This window comes from Methylocystis sp. H62, from assembly GCF_015709515.1.
In the GTDB taxonomy this organism is placed as follows: domain Bacteria; phylum Pseudomonadota; class Alphaproteobacteria; order Rhizobiales; family Beijerinckiaceae; genus Methylocystis.
The window spans coordinates 40,364-57,754 of the sequence record NZ_JADNQZ010000058.1; the positions used below are offsets into that span (position 1 = coordinate 40,364).

At 63.0% G+C, this 17,391-nt stretch carries 15 protein-coding genes; 9 read left to right on the plus strand and 6 right to left on the minus strand.

What is annotated here, in order from left to right; genetic code table 11:
• Window positions 1-143: 143 nt before the first annotated feature.
• From pdhA to IYY11_RS16905, 3 genes are read left to right on the plus strand one after another with little or no spacing between them, the layout of a single operon-like run.
• Complete coding sequence (gene pdhA, locus IYY11_RS16895; RefSeq protein WP_196404929.1) at window positions 144-1,253, plus strand: pyruvate dehydrogenase (acetyl-transferring) E1 component subunit alpha; 1,110 nt, start codon at window positions 144-146, stop codon at window positions 1,251-1,253.
• Entirely contained in the window at window positions 1,246-2,226 is a 981-nt protein-coding gene (locus IYY11_RS16900; RefSeq protein ID WP_196404930.1) for an alpha-ketoacid dehydrogenase subunit beta, read from the plus strand. The genes pdhA and IYY11_RS16900 overlap by 8 nt, the downstream gene beginning before the upstream one ends.
• Entirely contained in the window at window positions 2,223-3,323 is a 1,101-nt protein-coding gene (locus tag IYY11_RS16905; protein WP_196404931.1) for a dihydrolipoamide acetyltransferase family protein, read from the plus strand. The genes IYY11_RS16900 and IYY11_RS16905 overlap by 4 nt, the downstream gene beginning before the upstream one ends.
• Window positions 3,324-3,326: 3 nt before the next feature.
• Here the strand turns inward: IYY11_RS16905 and maiA are convergent, their stop codons facing one another.
• Window positions 3,327-3,956, minus strand: a complete 630-nt coding sequence (gene maiA / locus IYY11_RS16910; RefSeq protein WP_196404932.1) for a maleylacetoacetate isomerase — start codon at window positions 3,954-3,956, stop codon at window positions 3,327-3,329.
• 71 nt (window positions 3,957-4,027) lie between these two features.
• Here maiA and hppD point away from each other — a divergent pair, with 71 nt between their 5' ends.
• The 3 genes from hppD to IYY11_RS16925 are packed head-to-tail and all read left to right on the plus strand — an operon-like array spanning window position 4,028 to window position 7,436.
• Complete coding sequence (gene hppD / locus IYY11_RS16915) at window positions 4,028-5,122, plus strand: 4-hydroxyphenylpyruvate dioxygenase (RefSeq protein WP_196404933.1); 1,095 nt, start codon at window positions 4,028-4,030, stop codon at window positions 5,120-5,122.
• Between the two features lie 2 nt (window positions 5,123-5,124).
• Window positions 5,125-6,426, plus strand: a complete 1,302-nt coding sequence (gene hmgA, locus IYY11_RS16920) for a homogentisate 1,2-dioxygenase (protein ID WP_196404934.1) — start codon at window positions 5,125-5,127, stop codon at window positions 6,424-6,426.
• Window positions 6,423-7,436, plus strand: a complete 1,014-nt coding sequence (locus tag IYY11_RS16925) for a fumarylacetoacetate hydrolase family protein (protein ID WP_196404935.1) — start codon at window positions 6,423-6,425, stop codon at window positions 7,434-7,436. Before hmgA ends, IYY11_RS16925 begins: the two co-directional genes overlap by 4 nt.
• A gap of 193 nt (window positions 7,437-7,629) precedes the next feature.
• Here IYY11_RS16925 and phhA read toward each other — a convergent pair whose 3' ends face one another.
• A complete protein-coding gene (gene phhA, locus IYY11_RS16930; RefSeq protein ID WP_196404936.1) occupies window positions 7,630-8,508 on the minus strand; it encodes a phenylalanine 4-monooxygenase in 879 nt (292 codons plus the stop codon).
• A 99-nt stretch (window positions 8,509-8,607) separates the two neighbouring features.
• On the opposite strand from phhA, the gene IYY11_RS16935 reads away from it, so the two are divergent.
• From IYY11_RS16935 to IYY11_RS16945, 3 genes are all read left to right on the plus strand, one after another.
• Window positions 8,608-10,104, plus strand: a complete 1,497-nt coding sequence (locus IYY11_RS16935) for a CoA-acylating methylmalonate-semialdehyde dehydrogenase (protein WP_196404937.1) — start codon at window positions 8,608-8,610, stop codon at window positions 10,102-10,104.
• Between the two features lie 2 nt (window positions 10,105-10,106).
• Window positions 10,107-10,982: a 3-hydroxyisobutyrate dehydrogenase gene (mmsB, locus tag IYY11_RS16940; RefSeq protein WP_196404938.1), complete on the plus strand. Its 876-nt coding sequence runs from the start codon at window positions 10,107-10,109 to the stop codon at window positions 10,980-10,982.
• A 110-nt stretch (window positions 10,983-11,092) separates the two neighbouring features.
• On the plus strand, window positions 11,093-12,100 hold the full coding sequence (locus IYY11_RS16945; protein ID WP_196404939.1) for a DUF4331 family protein: 1,008 nt from the start codon (window positions 11,093-11,095) through the stop codon (window positions 12,098-12,100).
• Window positions 12,101-12,166: 66 nt separating this feature from the next.
• Here IYY11_RS16945 and IYY11_RS16950 read toward each other — a convergent pair whose 3' ends face one another.
• From IYY11_RS16950 to ppsA, 4 genes are all read right to left on the minus strand, one after another.
• On the minus strand, window positions 12,167-12,700 hold the full coding sequence (locus IYY11_RS16950; protein ID WP_196404940.1) for a DUF992 domain-containing protein: 534 nt from the start codon (window positions 12,698-12,700) through the stop codon (window positions 12,167-12,169).
• 306 nt (window positions 12,701-13,006) lie between these two features.
• Window positions 13,007-13,501 (minus strand): cupin domain-containing protein, encoded by a 495-nt coding sequence (locus IYY11_RS16955; RefSeq protein ID WP_196404941.1) that lies wholly within the window; start codon window positions 13,499-13,501, stop codon window positions 13,007-13,009.
• 167 nt (window positions 13,502-13,668) lie between these two features.
• Complete coding sequence (locus IYY11_RS16960) at window positions 13,669-14,739, minus strand: sodium:proton exchanger (RefSeq protein ID WP_196404942.1); 1,071 nt, start codon at window positions 14,737-14,739, stop codon at window positions 13,669-13,671.
• Between the two features lie 105 nt (window positions 14,740-14,844).
• On the minus strand, window positions 14,845-17,316 hold the full coding sequence (gene ppsA, locus IYY11_RS16965; RefSeq protein WP_246720056.1) for a phosphoenolpyruvate synthase: 2,472 nt from the start codon (window positions 17,314-17,316) through the stop codon (window positions 14,845-14,847).
• Window positions 17,317-17,391: the final 75 nt, after the last annotated feature.

Below are 17,391 nucleotides of genomic sequence, written 5' to 3' on the forward strand. Positions count from 1 at the left end.
GTAAATTGGACAACGGGCCATACAGTCAAGCCCGCAGCCGAACCTCTATCCCGCGCTGCGGCGCCGGGAAATCACCAAAAAAAATGTCGCGGAGCCGTGACCTCGCGTATCGCCGCGCTACTTCGCTCATCAGGAGCGGGGCGATGGGAAACATTGAGATGGGCTTCGATCTCCATATGGATCTAGTTCAGCTGTTGTCGCCCGGCGGCGAGATCAGCAAGGCGGCCAGCAAGTCGGCAAAGGACATCGAGCGACTGGTCCGATTCTATCGCGCGATGACGCGAACCAGAATCTTCGACAACAAGGCGATCAGTCTTCAACGCACCGGTCAGCTGGGCACATTCGCGTCAGCGCTCGGCCAGGAAGCGATCGGCGTTGGGGCGGCCGCGGCGATGGACGAGCGCGACGTGCTCGTGCCGTCCTATCGAGATCATGCGGCGCAATTCTATCGCGGCATGGCGATGTCCGAATGTCTGCTCTATTGGGGCGGCGACGAGCGCGGCAGCGACTTCAAAAACGCTCGCGGCGACTTTCCAAACTGCGTCCCCGTCGCCACGCAGGCCCCTCAGGCGGTCGGCGCGGCTTACGCGCTGATGGCGCGAAAGGAGAACCGGGTCGTCGTAACCTTCATTGGCGACGGCGGCACCTCCAATGGCGCCTTTTACGAAGCGCTGAACATGGCGGGAGTTTGGAAAACGCCTGTCGTGTTCATCATCAACAATAATGGCTGGGCGATCTCGACGCCGCGCGAACTCGAGAGCGCGGCGGAGACTCTCGCGCAAAAGGGCGTCGCCGCCGGCGTCGAGGGGCGCCAGGTCGACGGCAATGACGTCATTGCGGTGCATGAAGTGGTGCGCCGGGCGATCGACAAGGCGCGATCGGGCGGCGGACCGACGCTGATCGAAGCGATTACCTATCGCCTCGGCGATCACACCACCGCCGACGACGCATCGCGCTATCGCGACCCCGAAGTCGTGCGCGCGCAGTGGACGCGCGAGCCGATCGCTCGGCTGCGCGCCTATCTCGTCAGCGAAGGCGCCTGGTCGAAAGAGCAGGAGGCGGAGCTTCACAAGGAATGCGCGGAAGAAGTCGATCGCGAGGTCGCCGCCTATCTGCACGCCTCGCCGCTGAACTCCGACGCGATGTTCGAGCATCTCTACGCAAAGCTCCCGGACACCCTGCAGTGGCAACGCGAAGAAGCGCGGCGATTTGCCCAACGCAGCGCAAATGGCGATGGAAACGGTCATGGCTGAAATCACTCTTGTCGAAGCGGTCAATCTCGCGCTCGCGCGCGCAATGAGCGAAGACAAGGACGTCCTCATGCTTGGCGAGGACATCGGCGTCAATGGCGGCGTGTTTCGCGCCACGAACGGCCTGCAGGCGCGCTTTGGGCGCGAACGCGTCATCGACACGCCCTTGGCCGAAGGCGGCATCGCCGGCGTTGCGGTCGGCATGGCGGCGATGGGGCTGAAGCCGGTCGCCGAAATCCAGTTTTCCGGTTTCATCTATCCGGCGATCGACCAGATCATCAATCACGCGTCGCGCATGCGCAATCGCACGCGCGGGCGGCTGACCTGTCCAATGGTGCTGCGCTCGCCTTGCGGCGCCGGCATCCACGCGCCCGAGCATCATTCGGAAAGTCCGGAGGCGATGTTCGCCCACATGCCGGGGCTTCGCGTCGTCGCGCCCTCATCCCCCGCCCGAGCCTATGGGCTGCTTCTGGCGTCGGTGCGCGATCCCGATCCGGTGATCTTTCTCGAGCCCACGCGCCTCTATCGTCTCTTCCGTCAGGAGGTCGAGGAAGACGGCGTGGAGCTGCCGCTCGACGCCTGCTTCGTGTTGCGGGAAGGCGCCGACGCGACGGTCGTCACCTGGGGCGCGATGGTGCCCGAAACGCTCGCCGCCGCCGAAAAGCTTGAAGAAGAGGGCGTGATGATCGAAGTGATCGACGTCGCGACCTTGAAGCCTCTCGACGTGGACACGATCCTCCGCTCTGTCGAAAAGACCGGACGCTGCGTCATCGTTCACGAGGCGCCGCGCACGGCCGGCTTTGGCGCCGAGGTCGCCGCCGAAATCGCTGAGCGTGCGCTTTATTCGCTGCTCGCTCCGATCAAGCGGGTCACCGGCTATGACGTGATCGTGCCGCTGGCGAAGTTGGAGAAGCAATATATTCCAAGCGTGGACCGCATCGTCGACGGCGTTCGGCAAGTGATGGAGGCGTCATGAACATCTTTCGTCTTCCCGATCTCGGAGAGGGGTTGCAGGAGGCCGAACTCGTCGAATGGCGCGTCGCCGCCGGCGAGGACGTTGCAGTCGATCAGCCGCTCGTGGCGGTTGAAACCGCCAAGGCGGTCGTCGAAATCCCATCGCCTCGGGGCGGCCGCATCGAGCGGCTGTTCGCCTCCGCGGGCGACGTGATTCGCATCGGCGCGCCGCTGGTGGGTTTCGAGGGCGCGGGAGAGGACACGGGGTCAGTGGTCGGCGCCGTTCAGCAGGGCGCCGGGGTCGTCCGCGACCAGCCGATCTCAGTCGGCCACGTCGGCGGCGCGGTGCGGGCGACGCCTGCCGTAAGGGCCCTGGCGCGAAAGCTGAACGTCGATCTCGCCATGGTCACGCCCTCCGGCGCGGATGGTCTGATCACCACGCAGGACATCGAGCGCGTCGCGCGCATTCTCAGCGAGACGGAAGCCGCCGAGCCGCTGCGGGGCGTGCGCCGCGCCATGGCCCACAATATGGCGCAGGCGCAGGCGGAGGTGGCGGCGGCCACGATCGTCGACGACGCGGACATCCACGCATGGGGGGCCGGGACCGACACGACCATCCGCCTGATTCGCGCGCTTGCCCAGGCCTGCAAGGCGGAGCCTGCGCTCAACGCCTGGTTCGAGCCTCACGCCTTTGCGCGCCGCGTGATGAAGAAGATCGACCTTGGCGTCGCCGTGGACCTCTCGGAAGAGGGCCTGTTCGTGCCTGTCTTGCGGGATGTCGGCAATCGTGACGCGCAGGACCTGCGCAAGGGCCTCGACCGCATGCGGCAGGACGCGGCGGCGCGGCGAATCCCGCCCGAGGAGCTGCGCGGCGCGACCATCACGCTGTCGAATTTCGGCATGATCGCCGGGCGCTACGCCGCGCCGATCGTGCTGCCGCCGACGGTCGCGATTCTTGGGGCCGGACGGATTCGCGACGAGGTGGTCGCTGTCGATGGCGCGCCCGCCGTGCATCGTATACTGCCGCTAAGCCTGACCTTCGATCACCGCGTCGTCACCGGCGGCGAAGCGGGCCGCTTCCTGGGGGCTGTGATCGCCGATCTGACGCTCGCGTCCTAAAATCTATTCGGCGTCCGGCTGCGCCTCTGGACGCGCTTCCATGAAAGCAGGGTGCGCGGCGCAAGCCGCGTCGACCGCAACGATGCGCGGGCAGTCGTCGAGTGAAACGTCGAAACGTCGCGCGTTGTAGACCTGCGGAATGAGGCAAATGTCAGCGAGCGAAGGCGCTGCGCCAAAGGCGAAAGGGGCGGGCGCGATCAGCGCCTCGACCGCTGTCAGACCCTCTGCGATCCAGCGCCTGCGCCAAGCGGCGATCTGATCGTCCCTCGCGCCGAATTCCCCTTGCAGCGCCTCGATCACCCGCAAATTGGCGAGCGGATGAATCTCGCAGGCGATCGTCAACGCCGCCGCCCGCGCCTGCGCCGCCAGAACGGCGTCTCTTGGCAAGAGCGGCGGCTCAGGCTTCAGCGCGTCAAGATAGTCAATGATCGCCAGCGATTGGGTAATGAGCGTTCCGTCGTCGAGTTCCAGCGTCGGCACGATGGCCAGCGGGCTTTTGGCGCGGTAGCCGGGATCACGCTGTTCGCCGCGCAAGAGATGAACGGGCCGCCGTTCGACAAACAGATTTTTAAGAGCAATGGCGATCCGCACGCGATAGGCGGCCGACGAGCGATAATAGTCGTAAAGGATCATGGGCCTTTAACCTGATCGGGAACGCAATATCTAAATAGCAGGTCAGCCAAAGCTGTATATAGGCCCTGCTCATGGACTCGACGCTTGGCGCGGCAACGCCCGCCGAAAACCCGATGGGAACCGACGGATTCGAATTCGTCGAATTCGCGCATCCCGATCCTGCGCAATTGGCCTCGCTGTTCGAGAAGATGGGCTTCGTCGCCGTCGCGCGTCATCGCTCCAAGGACGTGACGCTCTATCGGCAGGGGGAAGTGAATTATGTGCTGAACGCCGAGCCTCACAGCTTCGCCGCCGAATTCCAGAAAGCCCACGGCCCTTCGGTGTGCTGCATCGGCTTCCGCGTCGTCGACGCCGCAAAAGCGATGCGCCGCGCCGTCTCGCTGGGCGCCAAGCCTGTCGCCTTCGGGGTTGGCCCGATGGAGCTGAACATTCCCGCCATCGAAGGCGTCGGAGGTTCGCTCATCTATCTTGTCGACCGATATGGCGATCAGGGCTCGATCTGGGACATCGACTTCCGGTGGATCGGAGAGCGCGATCCCAATCCCACAGGCGTGGGGCTGACCAATATCGACCATCTGACTCACAATGTTCGGCGCGGCCGCATGGACGCGCTCGCGGTATGGTATGAGCGCATCTTCAATTTCCGCGAAATTCGTTACTTCGACATTGAAGGCAAGATGACGGGCTTGCGCTCTCGCGCCATGACGAGTCCCTGCGGCAAGATTCGCATCCCGATCAATGAAAGCGCCGACGAAAAAAGCCAGATCGAGGAATTTCTGGACGCATATAGGGGTGAAGGCATTCAGCACATCGCCTGCGCGTGCGGGGATATTTATGAGACCGTCGTCGCGATGCGGAGCAACGGGCTCGATTTCATGCCGGCGCCGCCGGACGCCTATTATGACGCGCTGGAGCATCGGCTTCCTGGCCACGGAGAGCCGACGCAGCGTCTAAAGGATCTCGGCATTCTCGTCGACGGCCTCACGACGGGGGCCCACCGTCTGCTGCTGCAGATTTTTTCCAAGACGGTCATTGGACCCATCTTCTTCGAATTCATCCAGCGCAAGGGCGATGAAGGCTTCGGCGAAGGAAATTTCCGGGCGCTATTTGAATCGATCGAAGAGGATCAGATCCGCCGCGGCGTTTTGAATCGGGCCGCAGGTTAGGCATGTCGCCCACGCGCTATTTGCATGGCTTCGGCAACGCGTTCGAGAGCGAAGCTCTGCCCGGCGCGTTGCCGATGGGGCAGAACTCGCCGCAGCGGTGCGCTTACGGGCTTTACGCCGAACAATTGTCCGGCTCCGCCTTCACCGCGCCGAACCATCTTAACAAACGCTCCTGGCTCTACCGGATACGACCTTCCGTCCTTCACGTCCGCAACCCCAAGGACATCGAGCGGCGCCACTGGAAAACCGCGCCCTGCCGCGATGTTGACGCGCCGCTCGGGCAGCTGCGCTGGGGCGCGAGCGACGTTCCAGAAGACGCAGGCTCCTTCATCGAAGGCATGCGCACGATCGTGACGGGGGGAGATTGCAGCCTGAGAGTCGGCATGGCGGCGCATCTCTATCTCGCGGGACGGTCGATGTCCGACGACTATTTCTACAACGCCGACGGCGAGTTGCTGATTGTCCCGCAGTTCGGCGACCTGCGCATCTTCACGGAGTTCGGCCTCATCGAATGCTCTCCCAGTGAGATATGCGTCATTCCGCGCGGCGTGAAATTTCGGGTTGAGCTGTCGGCGGGCCCGTCTCGCGGCTATGTCTGTGAAAACTACGGCGCGCCGTTTACATTGCCTTATCGCGGCGTGATCGGCGCGAATGGACTCGCCAATGCGCGCGACTTCTTTTGGCCGACCGCCGCGTTCGAAGACAAGGAAAAGCCCTGCCGTCTGAGCGTCAAATGGGGCGGAAGTTTCTATAGCTGCGACATAGACCACTCGCCGCTCGACGTGGTCGCCTGGCATGGGAATTACGCGCCCTATAAATATGATCTGCGAAAGTTCTGTCCGGTCGGCGCCGTGCTGTTCGATCATCCCGATCCATCGATATTTACGGTCTTGACCTCTCCTTCAGATGAAAGCGGCGTGGGCAACGTCGATTTCGCGATTTTTCCGCCGCGTTGGCAAGTTGCGGAACATACGTTCCGGCCTCCCTGGTATCATCTGAACATTATGAGCGAGTTCATGGGCTTGATTTACGGACGCTACGACGCAAAGCCGTCCGGCTTTGAGCCCGGCGGCATGTCGCTGCACAATGCGATGCTGCCGCATGGACCGGACGCCGAGGCTTTTGAGCAGGCCTCTCAGGCCGATCTTGGCCCGGTGAAGATCGACGACGCTCTCGCCTTTATGTTCGAGTCTCGACTGCCGCTCTATCCGACCTCTTTCGCCATGTCGCTTGAAACCCTGCAGCAAGATTACGCTGAGTGCTGGTCGGACTTGCGCCGCTATTTCACCGGCAATGGACCGTGAAGCTCGCCTCCCTGAAGAGCCGACGGGACGGCGCCCTCATCCTCGTCTCGCGCGATCTCACGCGGGCTGTCGCGGCGGGCTTCGTCGCGCCCACTCTGCAATCGGCGATCGAAGATTGGGACGCCGTGGCGCCGGAGCTGCGGGCGCTGGCGGCGCGGCTCGAATGCGGACTTCGAGAAAGCTTTCCCTTTCGTGAGCAGGATTGCGCCTCGCCGCTGCCGCGCGCCTATCAGTGGGCGGACGGCTCGGCATACGTCAATCATGTCGCGCTCGTTCGCAAGTCGCGCGGCGCCGAGATGCCGGAGAGTTTTTGGAGCGATCCTCTGATGTATCAGGGAGGCTCCGACGTCTTCCTTGGCCCGCGTGAGGCCATTCCCCTGCTCGACGAAAAGCACGATCTCGATCTTGAAGCCGAAGTCGCCATCGTCACCGATGATGTGCCGATGGGCGTGACGCCACAGGAGGCGCGCGATCACATCAGGCTCGTCATGCTGGTCAACGACATAACTCTGCGCGGGCTGGTCCCTCCAGAGCTTGCGAAAGGCTTCGGTTTCTTCCAGTCAAAGCCGGCGTCCGCCTTTTCTCCGGTCGCCGTGACGCCTGACGAGCTTGGCGACGCTTGGGACGGCGAGCGGCTGTCGCTGCGGCTGCTGTCCTTCGTCAATGGCGCGCCGCTCGGCCGGCCGGACGCCGGAAAGGATATGACCTTCGACTTTCCACGTCTCATCGCGCATGCGGCGCGCACGCGCGCGCTTAGCGCCGGAACGATCATCGGCTCCGGCACCATCTCCAACCGGGACGCCGACGGCGGTCCTGGCAGACCGATTGCGCAGGGCGGAGACGGCTACTCCTGCATCGCCGAGCAGCGCGTCGTGGAGAAGCTTCTCGAAGGCGCGCCGCGCACGCGATTTCTGACGGTTGGCGATGTGGTGCGCATCGAGATGCGCGCCGCCGATGGCCGCTCGATTTTCGGCGCCATCGAGCAACAGGTGGCCAACTCGGAGCCGTAGGGTCAACAGGGCGATCGGGTGAAGGGCTTCCTCATCCTGAGGAGCGTGCGAAGCACGCGTCTCGAAGGACGAGGAAGCCCCCTTTCGCGTATTTTTCCTTACCCTCGTGCTTCGAGACGGCTCCTTCGATCCCGGGCCTTCCCGAGATCGACATTAAATCCGCAAGTCGGGTAAACGGACTTGCGGGCGGCTCCTAAGCGCTGCGCTTGGCGCGAAAATAATGGAAATCGCCGCGCGAAATGATGCGGTCTGCTGGCGCGAGCTCATGCGCCGCAAAGTCAGAAGCGTTGCGCAGGCGATCATAAATCGGTTCAAAATCCTGATAACCGTCGGCGAGAAGCTTCTCGAAGCTTTCGATGACGAAATATGTCTGCTGGAAGTCGCTGATGATGTAATTCGTTCGCATGACGCGTTCGAGGTCGAAGGCGACGCGGTTCGGCGAGGAATCTTCCAGCGAAAAAATCGTCTCCGAAGGCGAGGACATGATTCCGGCCCCGAAAATGCGCAGCCCTTTCGGCGTCTCGACCAGGCCGAACTCGATCGTGTACCAGTAAAGCCGCGCGAGATTATGCAGCTGCCCGCGCGCGAGCGCCCGTCGCCCGCCCTTGCCGTAGGCTTCCAGAAATCGCGCATAGGTCGGATTGGCGAGGAGCGGCACATGCCCGAAGACGTCATGGAAGACGTCGGGCTCCTGCAGATATTCAAGTTCCGACTCGGGCCGGATGAACGCGCCGGCGGGAAAGCGCCGATTGGCGAGATGATCGAAGAAGGCGTCATCGGGAATCAGCCCGGCCACCGGAACGACGCTCCAGCCGGTCATGGCCCCCAATCGTCGGCTCAGATCGGCGAACTCCGGGATGCCGGAGCGCGACAGTTCGAGCTGTTGCTTCGCCTCCAGGAACTCGTCGCAGGCCCGGCCGGGCAAGAGCTTCGCCTGCCGGGCGAACAGCCTGTTCCAGCGATCGTGCTCTTCCTCGCTGTAGGAGGCCCAATTCTGATCGATCGTCCAGTCAGCCTGTCGCGGCGCCTGCGCGTATCGATTCTTGCTTTCGCTCGTGAGCTGCAGTCCCATCGCGGGTGTCCGTCGTGGAAGCCGTCTCTCTCCAACATATAGGCGCGCAGTTTCGTCTTGCGAGATGACAACGGCCGGACGCGCCTTAGATGAGCGAACATGGAAGAGCTTTCTCATTTTATCGGCGGGCGCCGGGTCAAGGGAAGGTCCGGCCGTTTCAGTAAGGCCTATGAGCCGATGACGGGCGCGGCGATCTCGCGCGTGCCGCTCGCCAGCCGCGATGAGGTGCGTGAGGCGATCGCCGACGCCGCCGCGGCGCAGCGAGAATGGGCGGCGGTCAATCCGCAGCGTAGAGCCCGCGTGCTGATGAAATTCGTCGATCTCGTCGGGCGCGAGAAGGAGAGGCTTGCGGCGATTCTCGCGCGCGAGCACGGCAAGACCCTTGCCGACGCGCAGGGCGAGATCCAGCGCGGCGTCGAGGTCGCCGAATTTTGCATCGGCGTTCCGCATCTGCTGAAGGGCGAATTTACAGATTCCGCGGCGGCCGGCCTCGACGTCTATTCGATGCGCCAGCCGCTCGGCGTCGTCGCCGGCATTACGCCCTTCAATTTTCCGGTGATGATTCCGATGTGGAAATTCGCCCCGGCGATCGCCTGCGGCAATTCCTTCATTCTGAAGCCCTCCGAACGCGATCCTGGCGCGCCCTTGTTTCTCGCCGAACTGATGCTCGAAGCCGGCCTGCCGCCGGGCGTGCTCAATGTCGTCAACGGCGACAAGGAAGCGGTCGACGCGCTGCTCGAAGACCCTGACGTTAAGGCCATCGGCTTCGTCGGTTCGACGCCGGTCGCCGAATATGTCTATGCGCATGGCGCCGCCCACGGCAAACGCGTGCAGTGCTTCGGCGGCGCGAAAAACCACATGGTGATCATGCCCGACGCCGACATGGATCAGGCGGTCGACGCGCTGATCGGCGCCGCCTATGGCTCGGGCGGCGAGCGGTGCATGGCGATCTCGGTCGCCGTGCCGGTCGGGGAAGCAACCGCCGACGCGCTGATCGCTCGGCTCGAACCTCGCGTCGAAAATCTACGCGTCGGCCCTTCGACCGATCCTTCCGCCGACTTTGGTCCGCTGATCACGCGCGCGCATCTGGAGCGGGTCAAGGATTACGTCGCGCTTGGCGTCGGGGAGGGCGCCAAACTCCGCGTCGACGGACGCGGCTTCAAAATGCAAGGCTATGAGAACGGCTTCTATATGGGCGGATGTCTGTTCGACGAGGTGCGCCCGGAGATGCGGATCTACAAGGAGGAAATCTTCGGCCCGGTGCTCTGCGTGGTGCGCGCGCGCAGCTTCGATGAGGCGCTGTCGCTGGCCAATGATCACGAATATGGCAATGGCGTCGCGATCTATACAAGCGACGGCGACGCCGCGCGCGAATTCGCCTCGCGCGTCGAAGTGGGCATGGTCGGCGTCAATGTGCCGATCCCGACGCCGCTGGCCTATTACACCTTCGGCGGCTGGAAGCGCTCGATGTTCGGCGATCTCAATCAGCATGGGCCGGACGCCATCCGCTTCTACACGAAGACCAAGACGGTCGCATCGCGCTGGCCGGGCGGAATAAGAGCCGGCGCGAGTTTCGTCATGCCGACCTTATCGTAGCCATGATGCGCGCGGCTTTCATCGGTCTGGGCAACATGGGTCGTCCGATGGCGGCGGCGCTGGCGCGCGCCGGCGTCGAGACGCGAGGCTTCGACCTTAACGCATCGCTCGTCGAAGCCGCCGCCCAGGAGGGCGTCGCCGCGACGAATTCCCTGCGCGATGCGATCGACGGCGCTGACGTTGCGATCACCATGCTGCAGAGCGGCGATCAGACGCTTGCCGTCTGGCGCGATATCGCGCCGCAAGCGCGCGGCAAACTCCTCATCGATTGCTCCACGATCGACGTCGAAAGCTCGCGCGCCGCGCATCGGCTGGCGCAGGAGGCCGGTGCGCGCTCGGTCGACGCGCCGGTGTCGGGCGGCGTCGCCGGCGCGAAAGCGGCGACGCTGACCTTCATGTGCGGCGGTGAGGCGGAGGCGTTCGCGGCGGCGAGGCCGATCCTCGAACATATGGGCGCGCATGTGCTTCATTGCGGCGGCGCCGGCATGGGGCAGGCGGCGAAAATCTGCAACAATCTCATGCTCGGCGTCACGATGATCGCGACGGCCGAGGCTTTCGTGCTCGCGGAAAAGCTGGGCCTCTCACACAGGGCGCTGTTCGACGCGGCGTCGATCTCATCGGGCCAATCATGGTCGCTCACCACCTATTGCCCCGTGCCGGAGATGACGCCTGCTTCGCCTGCGAACAATGACTATAGGCCGGGCTTCATGACCGCCCTGATGCTGAAAGATTTGCGACTCGCGCAGCAAGCCGCCGCGCAGGCCGGCGCGGCCTCGCCGCTCGGGGCCGCCGCGACGCAGCTCTATGCGCGGCATCAGTCTGCTGGCCAAGGCGGCGCCGATTTTTCGAGCATCATCAGACTCATTCGCGGCGAATAAAGCGATTTCGAACAATCTTGATGTTGAAACAAACACGACATAGCGTGCGCCGGCAGGCGCTTGCATCGATCAGCCGCACATTCTCTCCACGTCTTTATAGGAGGCGACACGTGTCGAATCATTTTACTGGCCTTAGTCTCGGTCCGCCGCTTGGCGATCAAAGGTTGGATCTCTGCGATCTCTACGCCTTTCAGTCTCCAAGCGATCCGACTCGGTCGGCGATCATCCTCAACGCCAATCCCGCTTGCGATGAATTTCATCCCGACGCCATCTACCGGCTCAACATCGATAATGACGGAGATTGCCTGACGGACATTGCGATCAGCTATGTGTTCTCGCCCAAAGAAAACGGCAGACAGACCTTTGACGTTTTCCTGGCGCGCGGCGCAGAGTCGCATTCTCCCGAACCTGTGGGCGAGAAGATCGTCTCCGGCGCGGAAGTCTCCTTCGGGCCCAAGCCGAACATCGTGCGGGCAGGCGATTTCACCTTCTTCACAGGCGTTCGCAGCGACGCGTTCTTTTTCGACTACGACGGCATTCTGGCCTTGTACGACACGTCCGGCGGCAGAAATTTCACTGCGCCGCATCTGGGCGGCAAGTCTCCCTGGACGGGAAAGGATTCAAACACCGAAGCCAATGTGCTTTCGACGGTCGTCGAAATGCCGACAAGCGCTCTTGGCGGCAATCCGGCGGTCAGAATCTGGGGGCGGTGCAGCGTGCGCGAGGACGGCAAGCTGATTCATGCCGATCGCGCCGGACATCCGTCGGTCAGCAGCTTCTTCAATACCGATGAAACGAAGGAAGAATATAACGCCAGCGAACCTGTGAACGACCGCGCGCGCTGGCTCGAGCTGTTCATTCATCTGATGGGCCATACCGGCGACTACACGAGGGACGACGCGATTACGGCGATCGACGAGCACGGCATTCTACCCGATATGCTGAGCTTCGATCCCACCAAGCCCGCGGGCTATCCCAATGGCCGCACCTTCGCCGACGATGTCATCAATTTCCGGTTGTCCTTTCTCTCGAAGGGCGACATCCCGCCGGACGGGCTGGAGCCGCATACCGACACTCTGAAAGAATTCCCCTATCTCGGAACGCCGCACGCGAAGTAAATCGCAGGCGCAAAAAAACGGGCGCGCCGGCGGCGCGCCCGTTGTCGTCCGTTGCGTCGTCAAAGATTACCGGTGCGCGCGGGTCTTCTTCGGGGCGGGCGGCGGCGGGGGCGGCGGCGTCACCGGCATATATTGCAGGCTGACGTTGCCGATGCCGGCGGAAACATTGAGGCCGGTGCCAAGGGAGACGGACACGGGCTGCAGCGAGATGGTCTTGTTCGAGCCGCCCACAAGGACCGCGCCGCCGGCGCCGGCGCCGACGGCGACCGACCCTTCCGCGCCGACATAGTCTCCTGCCAGCGCGCCAGGCGCCACGCTGTTCGTGGCCGCGAGAACCGTCCAAATCATCTGACCCGGACCGCTGATGCCGATATTAGCGCCGACATTGGTCAGCCTGCCGATGTAATGCTGGGGCGGGCTGCCTTTGGCGTCCGTGTAGACGCAGTCGAGCGCCTGATTCTCCATGATGATCATGCCGACGCCGCCGGAAACATGGCAGAGAAGGGTGCCGACTTGCACCGACTGGGCCATGGCGGCGCTGGACGACAGCGCGATGAAAGACATCGCGCACATCGCGCGGCCGAGCGAGGAATGAGACATTATTGAACTCCAATTGATGGGTGCGGAACTTAGCCGCGCGCCGGGACTTTAATGGCGAAAAATACAAAAAGTAACCCCGCAGGGAAACCCTTGGGCAGTCGCAAGTTATATTGCGCCCAGCTGAGCCGACCGGACGCGGCGTCGCGCCGGAGCGATCAGAGGGCGCGCAATGGCCCTGCTTGCTTTCAGGCGCCCTGGGCCTACGTTTTTACCGAGAGGCGGCCGCCATCGGCGGTAGCCCTAAATGGAACGGCTCGCGACCTCGGATGTAAAGGCGCGAGCCGTTTCTTTGACGCGTGTTTCCGCTTAGCGCCCAGGCGTTCCCGCAGGCGCGATATTCAGTCGCGGGTCGTCTTTCGGATCGTAATAGTCGATCTGCCAAGGACCGGTTGCGTTGATCTGGAGCACTGAGTCCTCGTCGACGAAAACATAATGCAGCACGCCGGCAGGCATTGAAATGAAGCTTCCCGCCGGCAGCTTTTCGACCGTGGCGCGGTCGGCCGCCTGCCCTCGACCGAAACTGAATGCGCCGGAGATGATCGTGACGAGTTCGGGCTTGGAATGCGTGTGTGGCGGGACGCGGTAGCCTTTGGGCGCTTTGATCCTGACGACGAAGTCGCCTTCTCGGCTTGGATCTCCGTACAGCACCGCCATTTCGGCGCCGCCCGGCAGCGAGCTCGGCGCTGCCTCCCATTGCATGTTCTGCGGAAGAAATGCGCGATGCGCTTCGACTGCGCCGCCCTGGGCCGCTCCGCCGCAGGCGAGCGCGCCAGCGACGACGATCGCTATTGTTGTTTTCATGAGTCCCTCCCACCGCCGCGATCTGTCTTCCCGCACGGCGCTAGGCCATATGGGCTCCGCGGCGCCTTCAGGGCGAGAGATATAGGGCGAGAGCGACTGCGCTCATCCCTTCGAGGTCGGAAAAGGCGTAGAATTGAGAAAGATGTCACGTTGTCGCCAGGGACGGGCTAACCCCACCAGAAGATCGCGGCGATGATGACGTAAAGACCGACAAGCGCGGCCCCGTCGACCATGTCCGCCCGGCCGTCGACGGTGACCACTGTGACCACCAACACCGAAAGAAACAGCGCCGCCGCAAGAATTGGCGGAATGGCGAGCGTGAACGGCGCCGCGCCGCCCATCGCAAAGCTGACGAGGACCAGAATCGGAATCAGCGCCACGGCGACCTGAAGCGCCGAGTTCAGAATGACGCTGACCGCGAGGTCGGCCTTGCCCTGAGCCGCGAGCCGAACGCCCACGACATTTTCGACGGCGTTGCCGGCGATGGCGACGATGACGAGCCCGGAAAAAGCCTCGCTGATGCCCAAGATTTCAATCGCTGGACCGAGCGCGTCGACGAACCAGTCCGAGACGAAGGCGGCGGCGGCGCCACAGGCGGCGAGAACGGCGATCGCGGCGCCGAGCGACCATGCATGCTGGCGCGCATGCGCTTCAGCCGGCAGCGCGCGCTGCCCCTGACTGAGCATCGCCTGGGTGAGCACAACGAAAACGAAAAGAAGCACAATCGCGCAGACGACGGCGAGCTCCTGCTCATGGGCGCCGCTCGGCAGGTGCAACTCCTGCGCGAGCGTCGGCAGCACCAACGCCGACACCGCCAGCAGAAGCAGCGTCGCGATCATTCGCGGCGTCTGACTTTCGAAGTGAAGAACGCCGCGCCTCCAGCCGCCGGCGATAAAAGCGAGGCCCAGGACGAGAAGCGCGTTCGACAGAATGGAGCCGATCAGCGAAGCCTGCACGACAGTCAGCAACCCGGCCCGCAGCGCGAAGATGCAGACGAACAATTCGGGAAGATTGCCGACCGCCGACTGAACAATGCCGGTCGCGGCCGGCGAGAGGTGATTGCCAAGCTGATCGGTGGCTTCGCCAATCACATGCGCGACGCTCGCCAGGGCCAAAGCCGCGGCGATGAAATTGACGATGGGTCCGGCTTGCGCAAAATGCAGCGCCGCGGCGACTCCCACAAGTCCGGCCGCTGGAGCCATCGTCGCGAGGATTTTCCGGTTGGCGGCTGCGCTCATCTCGTTTTCCTTTATTCGGCGACGCGCGCCACAGTCGGTCCACGCCTCACGCGGGCGGCCGAGGGTGAATGCAATCTCAATGATTCTGAAGACGCGCTGGGCAGGTCAATCCGTCTGTCTCGGCTCTCGACCGAGACGCTTTTCCATGTCGACGATGCGTCTTGTGGTCTGCAGAACCGTGTCGGGATTGAGGCTGATCGAATCGATTCCCAAGCGCACGAGGAACTCGGCGATTTCAGGATAATCCGAGGGCGCCTGGCCGCAAATGCCGCAGTGCCGACCGTTGCGCTTCGCCCCTTCGACCGCCAAACGAATGATCTCCTTGACGCCCTCGTCCCGCTCGTCGAAGTCGAAGGCGACGATTTCGGAGTCGCGGTCGACGCCAAGCGTCAGTTGCGTCAGATCGTTCGAGCCGATCGAAAAGCCGTCGAAGTGCTTGGCGAATTGATCGACCAACATGACGTTGTTTGGAATTTCGCACATCACGTAGATCTCGAGACCGTCCTTGCCGCGTTCGAGACCGAGTTCGCGCATCAGCGAAATGACCTTTTCCGCTTCTTCGATCCGGCGGCAGAAGGGAATCATCAGCTTGACGTTCGGCAAGCCCATCTCGTCGCGCACGCGGGTCATTGCGGCGCATTCGAGCGCGAAACCTTCCCGGTAAGCAGGGTGGGCATAGCGCGATGCGCCGCGAAACCCGATCATCGGATTGGCTTCCTGCATTTCGAAAACCTCTCCGCCGAGCAATGAGGCATATTCATTGCTCTTGAAGTCGGACATGCGCACGACGACCGGCTTTGGATAAAACGCCGCGGCGATCGTGCCGACGCCTTCCGACAGGCGCTTCACGAAGTATTCGCTGGGGCTGGCATAATTTGCGGTCAGTCTTGCAATCTCGGCGCGTTCGCGCGCGCCGAGCCGCTCCGGGTGAACGAGCGCCATCGGATGCGCCTTGATCGAGTCCGCAATGATGAACTCCATGCGCGCGAGGCCGACGCCGTCATTCGGCAACGCCGCAAGGCCGAAGGCGATATCGGGATTGCCGACATTCATCATCACATGCGTGGCGGGTTTCGTCAGAGTCGACAGATCGACGCGCTCCACCTCGAAGGCGATGGGCCCTTCGTAGACCTTTCCGACGTCGCCCTCGGCGCAGCTCACCGAGATCATGTCGCCGGTGCGAATGAGTCGCGTCGCCGCGTCCGTGCCGACGATTGCCGGAATGCCAAGTTCGCGCGCGACGATCGCCGCATGGCACGTGCGACCGCCGCGGTTCGTCACGATCGCCGCGGCCGATTTCATCACCGTGCCCCAGTCGGGCGACGTCGTATCGGCGACTAGGATCTCGCCGGGAACGAATGTTGAAAGCTCACTGGCGCTCTCGATCACGCGCGCCTTGCCGCTGGCGATCTTTGCGCCGACCGCGCGTCCTTCGACTTTCACCGGGCCGTGCTTCGTCACCTTGTAGATTTCAGCGATGTTTCGGTCGCGGCGGGACGCGACGGTTTCGGGACGGGCCTGAACGATGTAAAGCTGCCCGTCGAGGCCATCCTTGGCCCATTCGATGTCCATCGGGCGGCGCGCGCCGGCTTTGGCGCTATAGTGCTCTTCGATCTCGATCGCCTGGCCGGCCAGCGTCAGCGCCTCTTCGTCGGAGATGCAGAATTTCTCGCGTTCCTTGGCGTCGGTGGGGATGTTGCGCGTCGTCGCCCGGCCCCGATCCGAAAACACCATCCTGATTTTTTTGGCGCCGAGCGCGCGCTTCAAAATCGCGCGCTTGCCCTGCCGATAGGTGGGCTTGAAGACGTAAAATTCGTCGGGATCGACCGCGCCCTGGACGACGTTTTCGCCAAGGCCGTAGGCGCCGGTGAGGAAGACAACGTCCTCGAACCCGCTTTCGGTGTCGATCGTGAAGATGACGCCGGACGCCGCCAAATCCGAGCGCACCATTTTCATCACGCCGACGGAATTGAACACTTTGAAGTGATCGAATCCGTTGTCGATGCGATAGCGGATGGCGCGGTCGGTGAAGAGGCTCGCAAAGCAATGACGGATCGCGTCGAGAACGGCGGCGGGGCCGCGCACATTGAGATAGGTGTCATGTTGTCCGGCGAAACTCGCGCTCGGCAAATCTTCCGCCGTCGCCGATGAACGCACCGCGACCGTCAAATCGGCTCCATATTCGTCGGCGAGGCGGGCTAGGGCGGTGCGGATTTCGGCCTCGACATCCGGGGGCGTCGGCGCGCCATAAACGATGTCGCGGGCGCGCGCGGCGCGCTTGGCGAGATCATCGACGTCAGACGGGTCCAATCCCTCGAGCGCCTCTTTTAGCGCGGTCCAGACGCCCGCTGCATCGAGCGTATAGCGATAGGCTTCGGCGGTGACGGCGAAGCCATTGGGCACCAGGATGCCCTTCGCCGTCAGCTCCTGGTACATTTCGCCAAGCGAGGCGTTCTTGCCGCCTACCAGCGGCACGTCGGCGATGTTCACCTCATTGAAAAAACGAATAAATCGCCCGGATGCCGAATGCGCCGGCTTTGTCTCTTTGGAAATAGGGGAGTCGACCAAACTATTCATGACGAGCTCTTTTGGTAGGGGAGCGTGCGTGAGGTGCCTGGGCTATTGCGCCATAATTATTACAGCTGCGCGGTG

Coding starts and splice junctions, on each gene's coding strand:
- pdhA (WP_196404929.1), top strand. CDS start 144: ATGGGAAACATTGAGATGGGCTTCGATCTCCATATGGATCTAGTTCAG.
- IYY11_RS16900 (WP_196404930.1), top strand. CDS start 1,246: ATGGCTGAAATCACTCTTGTCGAAGCGGTCAATCTCGCGCTCGCGCGC.
- IYY11_RS16905 (WP_196404931.1), top strand. CDS start 2,223: ATGAACATCTTTCGTCTTCCCGATCTCGGAGAGGGGTTGCAGGAGGCC.
- maiA (WP_196404932.1), bottom strand. CDS start 3,956: ATGATCCTTTACGACTATTATCGCTCGTCGGCCGCCTATCGCGTGCGG.
- hppD (WP_196404933.1), top strand. CDS start 4,028: ATGGACTCGACGCTTGGCGCGGCAACGCCCGCCGAAAACCCGATGGGA.
- hmgA (WP_196404934.1), top strand. CDS start 5,125: ATGTCGCCCACGCGCTATTTGCATGGCTTCGGCAACGCGTTCGAGAGC.
- phhA (WP_196404936.1), bottom strand. CDS start 8,508: ATGGGACTGCAGCTCACGAGCGAAAGCAAGAATCGATACGCGCAGGCG.
- IYY11_RS16935 (WP_196404937.1), top strand. CDS start 8,608: ATGGAAGAGCTTTCTCATTTTATCGGCGGGCGCCGGGTCAAGGGAAGG.
- mmsB (WP_196404938.1), top strand. CDS start 10,107: ATGATGCGCGCGGCTTTCATCGGTCTGGGCAACATGGGTCGTCCGATG.
- IYY11_RS16950 (WP_196404940.1), bottom strand. CDS start 12,700: ATGTCTCATTCCTCGCTCGGCCGCGCGATGTGCGCGATGTCTTTCATC.
- IYY11_RS16955 (WP_196404941.1), bottom strand. CDS start 13,501: ATGAAAACAACAATAGCGATCGTCGTCGCTGGCGCGCTCGCCTGCGGC.
- IYY11_RS16960 (WP_196404942.1), bottom strand. CDS start 14,739: ATGAGCGCAGCCGCCAACCGGAAAATCCTCGCGACGATGGCTCCAGCG.
- ppsA (WP_246720056.1), bottom strand. CDS start 17,316: ATGAATAGTTTGGTCGACTCCCCTATTTCCAAAGAGACAAAGCCGGCG.